Below are 18,112 nucleotides of genomic sequence, written 5' to 3'. Positions count from 1 at the left end.
GAAAGGGAGAGAGTATGAATCTTAAGGTTTTAAAATCCGCTTTTTCAGTTGTTCAATATCCGAGTCACGCGGATATTCCTGATTGGGCGATTCGTGCAGACTGGATTTCTATCACTCGAACAGATGAAGAGTTATCAATTGTCTGCCCTACGGAAGAACTTGAACAAGAGGGGCTGATTCTGCAAGTGGAACATGATTGGTGTGCGCTCAAGATAGAAGGCCCATTAGCTTTTGAATTGGTCGGTATCTTACATTCCATTACCAAATCATTAGCCGAACACCAGATTAGTATTTATGCCCTCTCTACTTATAATACAGATTATGTACTGATCAAGAAAGCTCAGCTAGAGAAAGCGATAGAAGTATTGCAGGAAAAAGGGCATCAATTCGTATAGAAAAAACAGACCAGAACAAAAGCTTCCAATAAGCATAAGCAAGAATTTTAAGTGTAGAATAATCAAAATCCCGCCAAATTAAGGAATGAGTTTCCTGCGTTTGACGGGATTTTACTTTCTATCTAGTTTTGTCTCAATCTATTCCATTTACAAGACTAAATAAGCCCATGTTTTTCTAGTCCTAACGCAATTCCATCTTCAGCGTTAGAAGCAGTGACTTCATCGGCAACAGCCATCAGTTGATCTCCGGCATTCCCCATAGCAATTCCGATATGGACTGCGGCAAACATTTCTACATCATTATGACCATCTCCAAAGGCGAGTGTATCGGCTTTATTGTAATTCAAATAATGGAGAATATACTCAATGGCTGTCTGTTTATGAATGTTTTTGACACCGACTTCTCCACTGTCTTCGCCGAAATCCGGAACAGTGCTTGGGATGACTTGGAAGTCATTTTTGAAGCGTTGATAAATATCAGTATAAGGTATAGTATCGTTAATAAAACTTAGTTTATTAATGTGGTCATAATCAATTCTGCTCGTATCTTCTATCATCAAATTTAAAAATTCTTCTACATGCTCTAACGATTTGGAATTTTTTTCAGGCGTATATACCATGGAACGGATCTTTGATTTTAAATGTTCGCTTGCGAAAAGCCCTTCATTTGTTTCTAAATAATATTCTACACGGTGGACTTTAAAAAAGTCTAATAACTGACGTAAAGGTTCTTTATCTAGTACTTTATGAAAGACTACTTTATCTTCTGCTTGTATGTAGCCGCCGCCAGCACCAATAATACCTGAAATCGGAAGAGAAAGAATGTCATCTGAGATCTCCGCTAAAGACCTGCCGGTACAAAGATAAAAGCGATGCCCGTTTTCACTAGCTGTTCTTAACGCATTTTTTGTACTTTCCAATATTCTGCCTGACGGATCTAGCAAAGTACCATCAATATCTAAAAAAACAATTTTACTTTTCATTCTACACCTCTGATTAAGTTATTCACCCAGTTCGTCAGGGAATAACTCTATCGTAAGATGTAAAGGCAGATTATTCAACTTTTTTTTGAAAGAAATGTAACTCTTCAGACACATGATGCTTATATTATTTGTCTGAAGAGTTATCTGTAATCGTTGATTTTTAAAGGTTTTAGAGGGGGGCAACGATTCGTTGCCCCCCTCTAAAACTGATAATGACTTTAAAATCTATAAAGAAAGGGTATACTAAAGCTAACAAAACGAGGAGGCGTAAAACATGAAAAAAAGATGGTTTGGGTTAACATTGATGATAGGAATGTTTTGGATATTAGGAGGTTTTACAGCTGAAGCGGAAGAGACTTTTACATACGATATTTTAGAGGGTGGAGAACAGACTGCTTATGTAGAGACAGGGATTGATGAGAAAATGAAAATAACGATTGAAGAAATTGAAACAGTGGATTCTTCAAAAGGCATGTTCCGATCATTAGCAGCGATTCAGGATAAAAGTTATTTGATCAAAGGGTCATTGCCTTTTATCTATGATGCGAGTTATAAAATAAAAATCAAAAGCAAACGGATCACTCGTGCTTATGATTATTCTGTTTCGGCTGTCGCAGGAACGGTGCCATATAGAAGGCTGACTAGATACAATAATGGACTGAAAGCTTATCTGCAGTTTGACATTGATCATTATATTTTGACCACTAGAAGATATCAACTGACTTCTACCATTGAAGGAAATAACTTAGTTGTAACACCACGTTAAACGAAAACTATCCTCTGACAGTTCGGCAGTCAGAGGAAGTTTTCGTTTAATAAGTATAAGTTCATTAGTTCGTTTCGTCGATATCTTCAATGAGTAGATTGTCTGATGTACTTTGTGTATCGTCAGACTGTGTTTCAAGCGGAACCACTTCTACATCGACAAACCATCCATTTTCATTACTGATATAGGTAAGCGTTTCTATAGAAAAAAGCAGTACTGCACCTAACACAGTCAAAGCATAAAAAACGGTTCTTTTTTTGTATTTAATGGCCATTAACATGATGGGATAAGAAAAAAAAAGTAATCCGGGATGAAGAATGGCTGGGGTAAGTGCAATGATGTTCATCAATACTAAATGCAAGTCTATCGTTTTAAAAAATCCGAAAAGAACCTGCAGTTTTTCTATGTAAGTGTGTTGATTATTTAATGTCTTCGAAGCTGCTGGAAGCGGCGCTGCCGGTTCAACAGATACTTCTGGTATAAGCGTTTGAGAAAAAGGGTCTTTTTTCAGCAATTCATCAATGGTAGTACCAAAAAAAGTGCTGATTAATTCCATTGTTTCGTGGTCGGGCTTGCCCAATCCTCTCTCCCATTTCGAAACAGCTTGTCGAGTAACATAAATCTCTTTTGCTAAGCCAGACTGTGAATAGCCATTATCTAATCGCAATTGTTTTAATTTTTCTCCAAATTCCATTTGATTTTCCTCCTCTCTTCAATGATCAGTTTACTATAATCAGTAAAAGAAATGAATAGTATAATAAAATTGAATTTGTACAAGACAGTTCCTAAGAAAATCTCCCCTTAATTTCGATAAGAGACATTCTGTTGTATAAAGGGTTAAACAAAAGTGGAAGGAGTGAAAGTGTTAAATCCCTCCCTGAGAAAAATATATCATATTTAATTTGGAAAAAATAATGCTTTAACAGCAAGGTTTCTGAAGGGGGCAACGGAACGTTGCTCCCTCTTTTTCTGTAAATGAGGCATAATATAGGTAACGAAAGAATCCGTTACTACAAATAGATGCACTTTATTCCTAGTGGTTTAACCTCATAGAGAAAGGGTACAAAAATGTATTTAATATTAGCAGGTTTTTTATTTCTTTTTTTTAAAATCAACTTTACATTATATGATGACAGCCTAGTATATATTTTTTCAAATGTACTCGGGTATCTTCTTATTCGTATTGGCATCGAAAAAAGCGATGAAACAGAGGAAATGGACATGAAAGATTCTTTATGGTTCTACGTAACGATGAATCTTGTTCTGCTGCTGTGTGTTGTATTCGGCGTTTCTGTTGAAACCATCTCTTTGAGCTATCTGGATGCTTATATCTTAGCATTGACTTTACTTTTTGGGCATATTTATCTTTTTGTTTATCCTATTTATTTGTTTTCCCGATATATCTCTTATCTAGAGAGCCGTTCTATATGTAATCAGACTCATACGATTCAATGGCTGCTGGCAGGTTGTATTCTGCTCGCTGTTTTCATCACCATAGGAGTCGTTGCTTCATCTGCAATTCAGTACTTATGGATCGTAGTGGTGGGCATACAAGCATACACATTATTTTTGCTTAAAAAAAAGTCACAAAGGGCTGAATTTATCATGCCCTTTGAAGAATAGAGATGCCTATATTTTACAAAGAAAAAACCACTTAAATTCTGAATGTTAAAGCCGTTTGATTTAGCGGGCATTCAGAATTTGAGGTGGTTTTTTAACTATTGAAAAACCGATTTTAATAGATCGATAGTATTATAGGTATCAAATTTTTGACAATCTGAATAAAAGGTTTTATGATTACATATGTAATCATAAAAAGTACGAGGAGTGAATCATTATGAACAAACAGCCTCACGACCATGATTTAGACAAAGAGAATAGTGAGATGGACCAGCATCAGGGACATAATCACGCTGACCATATGGATCATGAACATGAGCATAGCGGAATGAGTCACCACGGACATGCTGCTCATGGCGGGCATGGAGGCCATCATGACCATCATGCACATATGGTAGAAGACTTTAAAAAGCGGTTTTGGATTTCGCTGGCAGTAGCAGTTCCTATAGCTGTACTAGCACCTATGCTGCAGAATTTATTCAATTTTGATGTCTCATTTCCCGGTTCTGATATTGTCTTGTTTCTACTGGCTACATTCATTTTCTTTTACGGGGGAAAACCATTTTTGACGGGAATCAAGAGTGAAGTCATTGATGCTAAAACGCCCGGCATGATGACGTTGATTTCGTTAGCCATTATCACTTCATATGTCTATAGTACGTTAACGACCTTTTTTATTGAAGGCAGCGACTTTTATTTTGAGTTGGCAACGTTGATCGTTGTCATGCTGTTAGGTCACTGGATCGAAATGCGCTCACAAATGGGTGCGTCCAAGGCGCTTGAAGATTTAATTGATTTGATGCCCAATGAAGCAAATAAATTAGATGGTTCAGGGAATACACAAGTAGTTGCGGTAGAGGAATTGCATCCTGGAGATATGATATTAGTTAAGACAGGCGAAAAGGTTCCATTAGATGGCGTTATCGTTGAAGGATCGTCTTCTATAGACGAATCGATGCTGACAGGAGAATCTGTTCCTGTAGAAAAAGGCGTTGACCAAGAAGTCATCGGCGGTTCGATCAATGGCGAAGGAGCCTTGAAAGTTAAAGTGGATAAAGTTGGAGAAGACACCTATCTTTCGCAAGTTGTTGAATTAGTCCGCAACGCTCAGATGTCTAAATCTAAAGCACAAGGATTTGCGGATATTGCTGCAAAATGGTTGTTTTATGTAGCGGTTACTGCAGGTGCTTTGACCTTTGCGTATTGGATTACGGCAGCTGACTTTGAATATGCTCTGGAAAGGTTAGTCACTGTACTGGTTATAGCCTGTCCCCATGCTTTAGGGTTAGCAATGCCGCTGGTCAGTTCAGTGTCTACATCAATTGCAGCCAAAGAAGGATTGCTGATTCGAAATCGTACGCAATTTGAAGAGGCTCGAAAAGTGGACAAAGTTGTATTTGATAAAACTGGTACATTGACGGAAGGAAACTTTGGTGTAGAAGCAATCATACCGGAAAGTGATGTTTCAGAAGAAGAACTGCTTCAACTGGCCTATTCAATTGAGCAGCAGTCAGATCATCCAATCGGTAAAGGGATCGTTCGAGAAGCAGAAGAGCGCAATATTGAAGCTTTAAAAGTAGAAAATGTCCAGACACTGACTGGTAAGGGATTAACAGGAACAGTTGATTCGCAAAAAGTCAGTATTATTAGTCCAGGTGGCATGGAATCAGAAGGCATATCGTTTGATCAAGAGCAGTACCAGGCACTTTCAGGAAAGGGAAATACCGTCGTTTTTATTTTAAGGGACAAATCATTAATGGGAATGATTGCCGTTGGAGATAAAATCCGGCCATCTTCATACAAAATCATTCGTGAGTTAAAAGAAATGGATATTGAATCTATTATGATCACAGGAGATAATCGAAAAGCTGCAGAGGCTGTTGGAAAAGAGCTGGGGCTGACGGACGTTATAGCTGAAGTCTTGCCAGATGGAAAATCCAGTGAAATCGAAAAACTGAAAGAACAAGGCAGCAAAAAAGTTGCAATGGTCGGAGATGGCATCAATGATGCACCTGCACTGGCAGCAGCAGATATCGGTATTGCCATCGGTGCAGGAACGGATGTCGCCATTGAAACAGCCGACATTGTACTGGTAGATAGTGATCCAAAAGATATTTTGAGCATTCTTAAATTATCGAAAGCGACTCAGCGTAAAAATATTCAGAACCTGATTTGGGCAGCTGGCTATAATATTATAGCGATCCCGTTGGCAGCCGGCGTATTAGTCAACTGGGGGATTGTTGTTACACCAGCTATCGGTGCAGTTGTCATGTCACTGAGTACAGTAGTGGTCGCTATCAATGCTAGATTGTTGAAAATGCCGGAGAATGAATAATAATTAAATAAAGGTTTTCTTTTGCGAGAGTACAGTATCATTCTGTTATGACCTTATAAAGTTAGTTTCTCTAAAAACTAACTTTATAAGGCTTTTTTTGTGAATATATTTTTTTGATTATCAAATGGCTTCATATAAAGGAGGATTAAAGGGCTGAATTAGTGAAAATAATCACTTGGACAACTAAGGGAAATAAACTGAAAGACAAAAGAATAAAAAGTTTCATAAATGAACTGCACGTTTACAGGTTCTGCATGTTGTGCTAATTTAAATTAAACATAACAACATATGGTAGTTGATGAAAGGAGCAAAAAAATGAGAAGTAAAATCAATATAATCTACATCAGTTTGAGCGGGAACACGAAGAATTTTGTTGAACGACTGAGCGACTATTTAAAGACAACTAAAGGTGTAACCGTTGAATCGATGAACGTCAAGGATTTAAAGGGAGAGACATTTCCAGTAAAGGAACCCTTTGTGAGTTTCTTACCGACTTACCTGAGTGGCGGAAACGGCGTTCAGACAGGAAACAAAGAAGTGCTGACCACCAATTTAGGGGATTTTATAGCAGCCTATGATAACTATCAAAATTGTTACGGCATTATCGGAAGCGGAAATCGTAATTTCAATAAGCAATTCTGTTTAAGTGCAAGACAATATACAGAAAGATTTGGATTTCCAATGGTTGGTGAATTTGAGCTGCGCGGAACATCCCGAGATATCGAACGGATCGCCGAGTCGATTCTGCAGCATCAAGAGAACTTCTTAGTGAGTGCAGAAATAGGAAGCCAAAACAGCGTTGGCGGGAAATAACTAATTTGAAAGCTTCGATCATTTGATAAAGATACTTGTAAATGGAAAGTAAAAAACGATGTAGTTCACGATGCTGAGATGAGTGAATTTAAACGGTATCTGATAGAGTTTCTAACTGATGATTAGTATTAAGGGTATCTCAATCGAGTACATAGAAATTTAATTGGTTGAGGTCTATATACCACTGCAGAACTTTTTCCGATGAGAAATGCCGAAACAATGCCGGATGAAAATTATAGCTTTTAGAAAATATCCAAAAATTGATCATGATCAATTTTATGAACAGCGAAACGGTTTATACTTTCAGTAACAACAGAAAGGAGGAACCAAAATGGAAAAAGCTGTTTACCAGTTAGAGTCTTTAACGTGCCCATCTTGTATCAAAAAAATTGAAACAACATTGAAGAAAACAGCCGGAATTGATTCTGTAAAGGTATTGTTCAATACGAGTAAAGTGAAAACACAATTTGATGAATCAACTATTGAAAGTAGTGAAATCAAAAAAGTGATTCAAAAATTAGGATATTCTGTATTATCGGAGAAAAAATCCTAGTCTGTCCAATAGTTTCATTGATAATAAGAGGGATCCAGCTTATAGCAGCGGGGTCCTTTCTTTGTATCAGAATAAACGCCTGTTTTTAGGGGGTTGAGACATAGAATGGATTTTATTTCCGAATCTTGACCATAGTCAATTTATTATGACCAAAAAAGGTGCATACTCCAAGTATAGAAAAAAATGATTATTTCTAGTGAAGACAAAACTGTTGAATTCATCTAGTTGATCTATTTATAAAAAAAACGCGGGAAAGTATGGAGGATGTAAAATGGTTGCCTATATTCATCAACATAAGAATGAGTTGACTGCTCTATCGGGTATTTTAATTGTCAGTGGATTTGTTTTCGGTGGACTGGGAAATGAAAGTCTGCAAGATATTGCTTTAGTGACTGCAACAGTGATTGCCAGTATTCCGATTTTTGTTAAAGCCATTCTAGCACTGCGAATGAAGGCTTTTAGTATTGATTTACTGGTTAGTATTGCAGTGATCGGTGCCTTATCTATCGGAGAATACACAGAATCATCGATAGTTACTTTCCTGTTTTTATTTGGAGACTATTTAGAACTGAGAACATTAGAAAAAACGCGCTCTTCTCTTAAAAGTCTTATAGATATGGCTCCAAAAGAAGCCGTTATCTTACAAGAAAACGGTGTTACAAAGAAAATATCTGTAGAGGATCTTCAAGAAGGTGACTGCCTTATTATACATTCAGGTGGAAAAATTGCTGTGGATGGTACAGTAGCTGCTGGTAGTGCGTCTATAAATGAATCAGCAATTACTGGAGAATCAGTTCCGACCTCAAAATCAATTGGTGATCAAGTTTTCAGCGGAACGATTCTAGATAGTGGTTATGTGGAAGTTATCGCTGAAAAAGTCGGAGAAGATACAACCTTTGCTAAAATTATAGAACTCGTAGAAGAAGCGCAAGACTCTAAAACAAAAACAGAAAAATTTTTAGATCGATTTGCTGGTATCTATACCCCAGCCATTGTCATGTTATCCATTCTTGTATATGGAGTAACCTTAGATCTTCATTTAGCGATTACCTTTCTCGTTATTGCTTGTCCTGGAGCGCTGGTTATAGGCGCACCAGTTTCTAGTGTTGCCGGCATTGGAAACGGAGCGAAGAATGGTGTGTTGATCAAAGGCGGTGAATCTATGGATAAACTTGCTAAGATAGATACGCTGGTCTTTGATAAGACGGGCACACTGACACAAGGTAAACCAAGTGTAACGGATGTTCATACCTTCAAAAACACTGATCAAAGCAACTTACTGCAACTTGCAGCTAGAGCGGAAATGATTTCCGAACATCATTTAGGGCAGACGATTGTAGCATTCGCTCGAAGCCAGAAGATGGATTTTACTTCTTTGAAACAATCAGAGGGAGAGGTGATCAAAGGGAAAGGCATCAAGACTGTGACAGATCATCATCAATTGGTCATAGGTAACCGGAACTTAATGAAGATTGAACAGATTTCGATATCGGCTATTATTGAAGATTACGCAATTAGTCGTGAAAAGAAAGGAAATACAGCCATTTTTGTTGCCGTGGATGGAGATGTTTCGGGCGTTATTTCGATTGCTGATCAAATTCGTAAGGATGCAAAGCAAGCTCTCGAACAAATGAGAAAAGATGGCATTAAGAAAATTGTGATGTTGACGGGGGATAATCAGTATACCGCTGAAGCGGTAGCCAATGAACTTCAATTAGACGAGTTTTATGCGGAGCTGTTACCGGAAAATAAAGTAGAGTATATAAAGAGATTAAAGGCTTCTGGCCATAAGGTTGCAATGGCAGGAGATGGAATTAATGATGCACCGGCCATTGCAACAGCCGATATCGGGTTAGCGATGGGAGAAGGCGGAACAGATATTTCGATGGAAACAGCAGATGTTGTATTAATGGCAGATCAATTGCTGCAGTTTTCTCACGCTTATGCGTTGTCGAAGGCAACCGTCAACAACATCAAGCAAAACATTATGATTGCGGTAGGAACTGTCGCCGTTTTACTCAGTGGTGTTTTAATCGGAAATATTCACTTAGCTTCTGGAATGTTCATCCATGAAGCGAGTGTGCTCGCCGTCATACTGAATGCAATGCGCTTGATCAGATTCAAGTCAAACGGTCGGTATTTAAGTAAGAAAGTAGAGATCAGTGCAATAAAAGCTTGAAAAGCCTATTTAAAGAAAACACAATTATTAGGAGGAAACAATCATGACTGAAAAAAGAACGCCAGAAGAACTTCTAGAAATCGAACGAATCCAAAATGAAAAAGAGCATGACCATCATCACCCTACGGCCGCTGCGATGACCAATCATATTATTTCTAATCAGGCAGTTTTACATGTGAAGTTACACCAGTATCACTGGTATATTAAAGGTCCTCATTTCTTTGCCTTGCATGAAATACTAGAAGAACTCTATAATGACAATAATCGCTATTATGATGATATTGCAGAACAATTAATAGCTTCAGGAGCAAAACCTGCTTCTACTATGGAAGAGTATTTGAAGTATAGTCTAGTTGCAGAATCTGCTGAAGATAAATATTTGCCGGCTGAAAAAATGATAGAAAACCTAGTAGCAGATTTTCGAATAACAAGAGATTTGGCAGGGCGGACAATTCATTTAGCTCAAAATGAAGAAAATAGTGTATTAGAAGACTTGATAATTGAATATAAAGGATATCTGGATAAAACGATTTGGATGCTGCAAGCCTTTTTAAATAAATCTGCTCTTGAAGGAGAAGACGATGAATAAAGCAATCGAATGAGAGGCTTTCATCGGTATAGTTGATACGGAGGGAATAAAATGAAAAAGAGCGAAGTACATCAGTGCCAGACCAGTGATTTAAATAAAGCATGCGTCTCTTTAGTGCCCATTTTCAATCATTTAGAAAAGCAGCAGTTGGCTGAAATCGCGACTACGACTCAATCGATGTCTTATAAAAAAGGAGAACTGATTTACCGTGCAGGAGATCAGGCAGACTCTCTTTATATTATTAGTAAAGGAAAAGTCCGCATATACAGATTAGCGGATTCTGGAAAAGAACAATTAGTGCGATTTTTGTATCCTGGTGATTTTGTTGGTGAAAGTGCTCTATTTTCTGAATCTATACATGAGTCGTATGCAGAAGCTGCCTTAGATACAAAGATTTGTGTGATCAGACGTTCAGATTTCCAGCAGATTTTATTGAGCTACCCTTCTATTTCATTAAAAGTGCTGGCTGAGTTTTCTAATCGTCTGGAAGCTTCTGAAAAGCAAGCTGCTCGTTTTTCGACAGAAAAAGTAGAAACGCGGATTGCAATGTATTTGGTTGAAAGTGTTCAAGATGAAAATCTTGAGAAGTCTGCATTTACTTTACCTATGAGTAAAAAGGATTTAGCCTCTTATCTAGGAACAACACCTGAAACGATCAGCCGTAAATTCAATGACTTAGAGGAAAAAGGCTATATTAAACAAGTGAGTCATAAAACAATCGAAATAATTGATTTAGATGGATTATTACTCATTTGAGACAACTTCTCTTTTTGACAGAATGTCAACTGAACGAATGACATATTCTATTATAGATTTATTGCTGGGTAAGGTTAATAAAATGATTAAAAAAATCCAAGGTATCTTCTTCGTCGGAAGCTGCCTTGGATTTTTGGGTGTTGCTGCTTATACCATAGTAATGGACCTTACGGATAAACATTCATTAATTTGATTTTTCCATAAGCTACTTCTTCTATGACGCGTTCTTTGACTAACCGTGCCAATTCTCGGCTTAGGGACTCAGATGTGGTGCCTAGATAAGATGCCAAGTCCTTTTTAGCCATGTTCAATTCAACGATCGGCTCTTTTTCTTGAGAATGAACTAAACTGATTAGAAAATGCAGTAGTCGCTCTTTGACAGTTTCTGTTGTGGCCCAAGCCGTTTGCTGCTCGGACGATCCTAGTCTTTCTGAAATCGTAGAGAGCATTTTGATTGAAATCTCCGGATACTGAATCAGCAGCTGACGGAAATCCGAATGCTTGATTGCCCAGATGCAGCAATTTGTTTTCGCCTCAGCAAATGCTTCATAGATTCCTTTTTTAAATAAGGCTAACTCTCCAGTAAATTCACCTTCAGGGACCATCCGAATCAACTGTTCTTTTCCTGTATCTGCAAGCCGATAGATGCGAAGCGTACCGCTTTTTAATATATAAAGAGCATCAGCCGTCTGTCCTGGACTGTAAATGGTTTCCCCATGGTCATAATATTTAATGTGAATCAGTGATTTCACCTGTTCTTTTTGTTCAGTTGTCAGGGTGTTAAATAAAGAAATGTGATCAATACAATAAGGATCATTTTTCTCATAGGCATGTGTCCGGTCGTTAAAAACTGCTTTTGTCTGTTTCATATAAAGGACTCCTGTATTTTTTTCACAATATTTGATAAAGAACTATATAATTTTTGTTCTAATAAATACATATTTTTTATATAAAGTTTGTTGTACTTGATATAGATCAAGTATATCAGAAAAAAGATTTAATAGAATAAGATTATAAATCATGTAAACAAATGTTCACAATTGAACAAAGGAGTGTAAAGATGAGTGTGAATTTAACTAAACCACAGATGATGCTGCACCAAATGGTAACGGATTTTGCTGATAAAAAGGTGAAACCTTTTGATATGCAGATAGATAAAGACAGAGATTATCCAAAAGAATTATGGGAAGGGATTGTAAACACAGGATTTTTAGGACTGACTGTACCGGAAGAATTTGGCGGTGCCGAATTTGATGCGATTGCCAGTTCTCAGACCGTATATGATCTTGCTGTACGAAATGCCAGTATCGCTTTTACTTTAGAAGGGCATTACAAGACAGTAGATCAAGTTATTAAGTATGCAACACCTGCTTTAAAAGAAAAGTATCTTCCTCAGGCTAACCACCGTATCTTCGGATTTTCGTCAACTGAACCACAAGGCGGGTCTAATATTATGGGCAACACAGCCAACGCAGTCAAAGAAGGAGAAAAATGGATCCTGAACGGCAATAAAACGATGATTACAAACGGTGGACTAGCTGAAGTATACTGTGTATTGCTCAAAACCTCACCAAATGAACTGTCTTGTTTCCTGGTAGATGAAGATATGCCAGGATTCAAACATGGAAAGCGTGAAGAATTTATCGGTATGAATGGAACACCAGTGGGTGAAATATTCCTAGAAAACGTTGTAGTGACGGAAGATCACTTGCTAGGAAAGCTTGGACAAGGTGTCGAAATTGGAGATCAAGCCCACTATGACGCAAGAATTTTAATGGGCGCTATTGCTGCGGGAATTGCTGAACATGCCTTGACGATTGCGGTGGATTATGCGAAACAGCGTGAAGCAATTGATACACCTATTATCCAGTTACATTCAATTCAAACCAAGATTACAGAAATTGCTATTGCAAAAGAAAATGCACAACTTCTTTATCAGGAAGCTGCCAAGCTGAAAGTAGAAGGCAAGCCTTACGCTAAAGTCGCGACCATGGCTAAATCATACGGGAGCCGAGCTTCGGTTATTGCTGCGGATCATGCGCTTCAGGTTCTGGGCGGATACGGGTACAGCCGTGAATACCCTGTAGAGCATCTCATTCGTGATTCGCGCGCTTTGCAGATTGCCGAAGGATCTTTAGAGAAAATGATGATAGAGATTACTAAAGAAGTTGTGAAAGAAAGAGAGGAATAAGGCTGATGAGCTTAAAAATCGTTGTATGTGTAAAACAAGTACCTGTTTCAAATAATTTAAAAATTGATCCTGTCACCAAAAATCTGATCCGTTCTGGTGAAGTAGGGATTATGAATCCTTATGATAAAAATGCGATAGAAGCAGCACTGCGTTTAAAAGACGAGTGGGGTGGAGAAATCATCTTATTGTCTATGGGACCTTCTGACTTTGAAATGACTTTGCGCGAAGGATTAGCTATGGGCTGTGATGATGCTGTCTTATTAAGCTCCCGGCAGTTTGGCGGAGCAGATACATTAGCAACCGGCTACGTTCTGTCACAAGCAATCAAACAATTAGGCGATGTTGACTTAGTGCTATTCGGGCGTCAGTCTGTGGATGCAGATACCAGTCAAGTTGGCCCTATTGTTTCTGAATTTCTGGACTGGCCTCAAATTACATTTGTCAGTGAACTGCATAGTCCTTCAAAACAAACGATGACAGCTACAAGACTGTTGGAGAATATGCAGCAAAAAATTGAATTCCAGTTGCCGGCAGTCATTACGATCCGTAAAGAATTGAATGAACCGCGTTATCCTGCACCGCGTAATATTCAGCAAAGCTATAAAAAGACCATTCGTGTCTGGGATGAGAACAGCTTGCAGGTGGATGCAGAGAGAATTGGTCTAAAAGGTTCCCCGACAGTCGTCCAAAATGTCTGGGCACCGGAAAAAGAGGCGAAAGAAACAACCTATCTAAAAGGAACCCCAGATGAAGCCGTTCGTGAACTGTTGATTCAATTAAGATCCAGCAACTTACTTTAAAAGAGGTGGAAAAAATGACGAACCAAGAAGTTTGGATATATGCAGAGAAACATGTTGGAATCATCCAACCAGTAACCTATCAACTGATTACAAAAGCTAAAGAAATTTCAAAGGACAAGAAAGTGGTTATTGTCTTATTTGAAGCAACTGATGAGCAACTAGAAATGGACATTAAAGAATACGGGCCTGATGAAATCATTGTCGTAAAAGATGATCGATTAAGAGATGCGACAGATTCTGAGATTGCCAATTTGATGACAGCCTTAGCTGAGCGTCGCCAGCCGAACAGTATCCTCTTTGGAGCAACTGTTGTAGGGCGCTCGATTGCTCCTCGTCTCCAAGCAAAATTAAACACCGGTCTGACTTCTGACTGCCTGAATTTATCTTTTGATGACGATTTACTCATTCAAACCAAACCGTCTTATGGTGATAATATTATGTGCGAAATCATTTGCCCGAATCAACGTCCGCAGATGGCTTCTGTACGGCCGAATACATTTGCTGCACAAAAGGTGCCTGATGCATCGGTTGTTGTGACTGAAGTAAGCGACTTATCTTTTAAAGAAGCACCGCGTGTAAAGATCTTAGAAGAAACACCGTTGCTTTCTAAGAGTGACAGTATTGCAAATGCGGACAGAGTAGTAGCGTTAGGTCGCGGTGCATCTGATGATCAAGTCATTGACTTAGCAGAAGAATTAACGCGCAAACTAGGCGCAAAAATGGGGGTTACCCGTCCATTGACGGACCATGTGAAATTCAGCGGAGAAGATCAAATTGGACAATCTGGAAATACCATTGCACCAAAATTATTGATCAACCTGGGTGTACATGGTGCTGTGCAATATACGACCGGAATAGAACAATCTGACTTGATTATTTCAATAAACAAGGATGCTGATGCACCAATCTTTAAATATTCAGACTTCAGTTATATTGGCGATGCAGGAGATTTCCTCAAGAGCTTCTTGAAAGTGATTCAATAAAAAAGTATAGGGACATCAACCATTAAAAAAAGACAGGGTGCAGCTTAAATACTGCTCCCTGTCTTCGTTTGTATCTGATATAATTCCTGCAAAGGACTTTAATGATATCAGGAAATTCCTTATCTTGAAAGCAATGAACATGAAGAAGAAAGGTTACGCACAAGAATCCAAAAAGCGAGCACCTGCTATTGACGAAAATCAAGCGAAATTGGAAGAATAGGAAATGGTTCATCTATGGGGCCATTTTGGGCGGCGTACTGAATAGTATCTGGAATTGGATCTTTTAAATTTTTTTTAAAAAAGGAGTAAATAGATGAACTTTTTTACAGAAGAAACTAGCGATATAGAAGGTTACAGAAAAAACTTGAAATCTCTGCAAGGTAAATTGGACAAACAGACTAGTGCGTTTATGCTTCAAGACTCTTTTCACGATGGAATGCCGTTGGAAATAAAGATCTGCAACCCATTTGAACAAACAGAATATGAGGAGATCGCCGATAGTATTGTCGATATAAACATGAAAATCAGACATTGGAATGAGACAGCTTACGAATTATATTGGACGAATGTCATGAGATATACGATGGATTTTGATATATCTAGAAATTCTATCGTAGGAACTGATGAGGTTTTACACTATAGAAGATTGGACGAGTGGGGGTATGATGAACTGACCTTATCGACAAATGGGAAACTCCACCATGAGATTCAACTATTCTCTGGAACAACGATCATAATAGAATGCAGTCAGTTTCATATAAAGAAACTTTAATGATGGTAAATAGATAGTCTGGCTTAGTCAAAAGCTGGGCTTTTTTTGGTGTGCCCGGCATGGGCGACAACTTGGTGGTGAAAGTCCCCTACAGACTTGGCAGTAGAAACTGTTAGCGAATGACAAAGGAGTCTACTGCGCGGCTTAATCTAAAGTCAGACGCAAAGGCTCGCACTGACGAACAGATACTTCATATCAAGGCTGAACCAGAACGGACGAGTTTGCCAAGCAAAATGAAGTTCTAGACAGCCTAAGTTTTATAAAGTGTTAAAGTGAAGTGAAATAAATCTCTTATTCTATCAACTGAAGTAGTAAAAGAGATTGAGTAGCAAAAATAAGAGGTTTATTCTATCAACTGGAGAATCAAAAGATAGCGAGTAGTTAGAATAAGAGGCTCATTTTATCAACTGGAGCAGCAAAAGAGATTGAGTAGTTAAAATAAGAGGCTCATTTTATCAACTGGAGCAGTAAAAGAGGACGAGTAGCAAAAATAAAAGGTATCGTTTTTACCAAGGGATGTCTATAAGATACGCCAAAAGGATAACCGTACGTACGGTGGTTTGGGAAGCCGTAAGTTAGTCACCTCACCTCTTACTAGATTTTAGCTTCTTAGAAAATAATAGAGAATATTTAAACACGAACTTTTAACGTGAAATAAATTTAAAAGTTCGATATTTACTTTTAAACCAGTCTGGTTATTGATAATATGTAAATTAATGAACTCTAATAAGGAATAATCGTAATGCACATATTATAGGAGGGGTTAGGATTGGCTGCAGAAGTTGCTGTAATTATGGGAAGTACATCGGATTGGGAGACCATGAAACATACGTGTGACGTGCTGGATGAGTTAGAGGTATTATATGAGAAAAAAGTCGTCTCAGCTCATCGGACACCGGAATTGATGTTTGAGTTTGCAGAGACGGCCAGAGCAAAAGGCATAAAAGTAATTGTTGCAGGGGCTGGAGGAGCGGCGCATCTTCCGGGAATGGTCGCAGCCAAAACGACTTTGCCTGTCATCGGTGTACCCGTCCAGTCCCGCGCACTGAATGGATTGGACTCTCTGCTTTCGATTGTCCAGATGCCGGGCGGTGTTCCAGTGGCGACTGTTGCCATTGGAAAAGCAGGTGCAACCAATGCTGGGCTGCTGGCAGCGCAGATTTTAGGGATAGAAAATGAAAAAGTTGCGCAGCGGCTTGAGCGAAAAAGAGCTCATTCAAAACAAGGTGTCATAGAAAGTAGTGAAGATATTGTCTAATATAATTAAACCAAAAAGTACGATCGGCATCATCGGCGGCGGACAACTGGGTCGGATGATGGCTTTTTCTGCTAAAGAAAGAGGTTATAACGTCGGGGTCCTGGACCCGACACCGAATTGTCCGACAGCTCAAGTAGCGGATTGGCATATTGAAGCAGCCTATGACGATGCAGAGGCGTTAGCCGAACTGGCTGAACGAAGCGATGTGCTCACATACGAGTTTGAGAACGTAGATGCCGAGACGATCGAAAGAGTCTTGAATCAAGTGTCCGTACCACAAGGGACAGAGCTTTTACTCATTACACAAAATCGATTAAAAGAAAAAGAGTTTTTGAAAAATGCAGGGATTCCTGTTGCTACCTATGCTAAAATTGAAACGGAAGAGGCGTTAGCTGAATCTGTTAAAGAAATCGGCTATCCATCCGTTTTAAAAACGATTCGCGGCGGCTATGACGGCAAAGGACAAGTTGTCTTAAAGTCAGCAGCTGATGTATCAAAAGCGGCCGAACTGCTCGAAAACGGCATTTGTATTTTAGAACAATGGGTAGCGTTCGAAAAAGAAGTTTCTATTATGGTAACTAGAAATGAAAGAGGACAGATTTCAACGTTTCCTGTTTCAGAAAATATCCATGAACAGAATATTTTACTTAAAAGTATTGTGCCGGCAAGAGTGTCTCAGAAAGTAACAGAAGAAGCGAAAAAGATCGCCGAACAGATTGCCGATCAAATGAATTTAGTAGGCGTGCTGGGCATCGAACTGTTTGTGACCGCGCAGGGAGAAATCTATGCCAATGAACTGGCACCGCGTCCGCATAATTCAGGGCATTATTCGATCGAAGCTTGCTCAGACTCTCAATTTGATATGCATATCAGAGCAATCTGCGGGTACAATTTGCCGCAAGTAGACTTATTAAGACCGGCTGTGATGGTCAATATCTTAGGTGAACATTTAGAACAGGCGCTGGAATTAAATGAAACGAAACCTGTCTGGCATGTACATGATTACGGAAAAGCTGTGGCAAAAGTCGGTCGGAAAATGGGACACATCACGATATTGACGGATGACTTGGAACGGACACTGAAAGAAATTGATCAGACAGCAATCTGGCAAAGTTAAAG

18 protein-coding genes are annotated in these 18,112 nt (G+C 38.8%); 15 read left to right on the top strand and 3 right to left on the bottom strand.

The window, feature by feature from the left end; all coding sequences use genetic code 11:
* Positions 1-14 precede the first annotated feature (14 nt).
* Positions 15-395: an ACT domain-containing protein gene (locus B6F02_RS02375; protein WP_080145807.1), complete on the top strand. Its 381-nt coding sequence runs from the start codon at positions 15-17 to the stop codon at positions 393-395.
* Between the two features lie 155 nt (positions 396-550).
* Here the strand turns inward: B6F02_RS02375 and B6F02_RS02370 are convergent, their stop codons facing one another.
* Positions 551-1,378: an HAD family hydrolase gene (locus B6F02_RS02370; RefSeq protein WP_080145806.1), complete on the bottom strand. Its 828-nt coding sequence runs from the start codon at positions 1,376-1,378 to the stop codon at positions 551-553.
* Between the two features lie 274 nt (positions 1,379-1,652).
* Here B6F02_RS02370 and B6F02_RS02365 point away from each other — a divergent pair, with 274 nt between their 5' ends.
* On the top strand, positions 1,653-2,144 hold the full coding sequence (locus B6F02_RS02365) for a DUF5626 family protein (RefSeq protein WP_080145805.1): 492 nt from the start codon (positions 1,653-1,655) through the stop codon (positions 2,142-2,144).
* 64 nt (positions 2,145-2,208) lie between these two features.
* Here B6F02_RS02365 and B6F02_RS02360 read toward each other — a convergent pair whose 3' ends face one another.
* A complete protein-coding gene (locus B6F02_RS02360) occupies positions 2,209-2,838 on the bottom strand; it encodes a helix-turn-helix transcriptional regulator (RefSeq protein WP_080145804.1) in 630 nt (209 codons plus the stop codon).
* Positions 2,839-3,365: 527 nt separating this feature from the next.
* Between B6F02_RS02360 and B6F02_RS02355 the strand changes: the two genes are divergently transcribed.
* The 7 genes from B6F02_RS02355 (at position 3,366) to B6F02_RS02325 (ending at position 10,989) form a co-directional block, all read left to right on the top strand.
* On the top strand, positions 3,366-3,767 hold the full coding sequence (locus B6F02_RS02355; protein WP_143745189.1) for a cobalamin biosynthesis protein: 402 nt from the start codon (positions 3,366-3,368) through the stop codon (positions 3,765-3,767).
* A gap of 214 nt (positions 3,768-3,981) precedes the next feature.
* A complete protein-coding gene (locus tag B6F02_RS02350; protein ID WP_256864625.1) occupies positions 3,982-6,099 on the top strand; it encodes a heavy metal translocating P-type ATPase in 2,118 nt (705 codons plus the stop codon).
* Positions 6,100-6,414: 315 nt separating this feature from the next.
* Positions 6,415-6,912, top strand: a complete 498-nt coding sequence (gene nrdI / locus B6F02_RS02345; protein WP_080145802.1) for a class Ib ribonucleoside-diphosphate reductase assembly flavoprotein NrdI — start codon at positions 6,415-6,417, stop codon at positions 6,910-6,912.
* 331 nt (positions 6,913-7,243) lie between these two features.
* Entirely contained in the window at positions 7,244-7,465 is a 222-nt protein-coding gene (locus B6F02_RS02340; RefSeq protein WP_080145801.1) for a heavy-metal-associated domain-containing protein, read from the top strand.
* Positions 7,466-7,736: 271 nt separating this feature from the next.
* Positions 7,737-9,644, top strand: a complete 1,908-nt coding sequence (locus tag B6F02_RS02335) for a heavy metal translocating P-type ATPase (protein ID WP_080145800.1) — start codon at positions 7,737-7,739, stop codon at positions 9,642-9,644.
* Positions 9,645-9,687: 43 nt separating this feature from the next.
* Positions 9,688-10,233 (top strand): Dps family protein, encoded by a 546-nt coding sequence (locus B6F02_RS02330; RefSeq protein ID WP_080145799.1) that lies wholly within the window; start codon positions 9,688-9,690, stop codon positions 10,231-10,233.
* A gap of 51 nt (positions 10,234-10,284) precedes the next feature.
* A complete protein-coding gene (locus B6F02_RS02325; RefSeq protein WP_080145798.1) occupies positions 10,285-10,989 on the top strand; it encodes a Crp/Fnr family transcriptional regulator in 705 nt (234 codons plus the stop codon).
* Positions 10,990-11,156: 167 nt separating this feature from the next.
* Here B6F02_RS02325 and B6F02_RS02320 read toward each other — a convergent pair whose 3' ends face one another.
* Positions 11,157-11,858, bottom strand: coding sequence for a Crp/Fnr family transcriptional regulator (locus tag B6F02_RS02320; protein ID WP_080145797.1), 702 nt, complete (start codon positions 11,856-11,858; stop codon positions 11,157-11,159).
* A 191-nt stretch (positions 11,859-12,049) separates the two neighbouring features.
* Here B6F02_RS02320 and B6F02_RS02315 point away from each other — a divergent pair, with 191 nt between their 5' ends.
* The 6 genes from B6F02_RS02315 to purK all read left to right on the top strand — a co-directional run bounded on the left by B6F02_RS02315 (position 12,050) and on the right by purK (position 18,110).
* Complete coding sequence (locus B6F02_RS02315) at positions 12,050-13,180, top strand: acyl-CoA dehydrogenase family protein (protein ID WP_080145796.1); 1,131 nt, start codon at positions 12,050-12,052, stop codon at positions 13,178-13,180.
* Positions 13,181-13,185: 5 nt separating this feature from the next.
* Complete coding sequence (locus B6F02_RS02310; RefSeq protein ID WP_080145795.1) at positions 13,186-13,980, top strand: electron transfer flavoprotein subunit beta/FixA family protein; 795 nt, start codon at positions 13,186-13,188, stop codon at positions 13,978-13,980.
* A 14-nt stretch (positions 13,981-13,994) separates the two neighbouring features.
* A complete protein-coding gene (locus tag B6F02_RS02305; RefSeq protein ID WP_080145794.1) occupies positions 13,995-14,963 on the top strand; it encodes an electron transfer flavoprotein subunit alpha/FixB family protein in 969 nt (322 codons plus the stop codon).
* Positions 14,964-15,276: 313 nt separating this feature from the next.
* Complete coding sequence (locus B6F02_RS02300) at positions 15,277-15,735, top strand: hypothetical protein (RefSeq protein WP_080145793.1); 459 nt, start codon at positions 15,277-15,279, stop codon at positions 15,733-15,735.
* A 769-nt stretch (positions 15,736-16,504) separates the two neighbouring features.
* Entirely contained in the window at positions 16,505-16,993 is a 489-nt protein-coding gene (gene purE, locus B6F02_RS02295; RefSeq protein ID WP_143745187.1) for a 5-(carboxyamino)imidazole ribonucleotide mutase, read from the top strand.
* Positions 16,986-18,110 carry a 5-(carboxyamino)imidazole ribonucleotide synthase gene (purK, locus tag B6F02_RS02290; protein ID WP_080145792.1) on the top strand — a complete coding sequence of 375 codons (1,125 nt, stop codon included), beginning with the start codon at positions 16,986-16,988 and terminating at the stop codon, positions 18,108-18,110. Before purE ends, purK begins: the two co-directional genes overlap by 8 nt.
* Positions 18,111-18,112: the final 2 nt, after the last annotated feature.

Origin of the sequence: Marinilactibacillus piezotolerans (genome assembly GCF_900169305.1) — a bacterium.
Classification (GTDB): Bacteria; Bacillota; Bacilli; order Lactobacillales; family Carnobacteriaceae_A; genus Marinilactibacillus; species Marinilactibacillus piezotolerans_A.
Note: the sequence above shows the minus strand (reverse complement) of the source record. Positions and strands in the feature narration are given on the sequence as shown.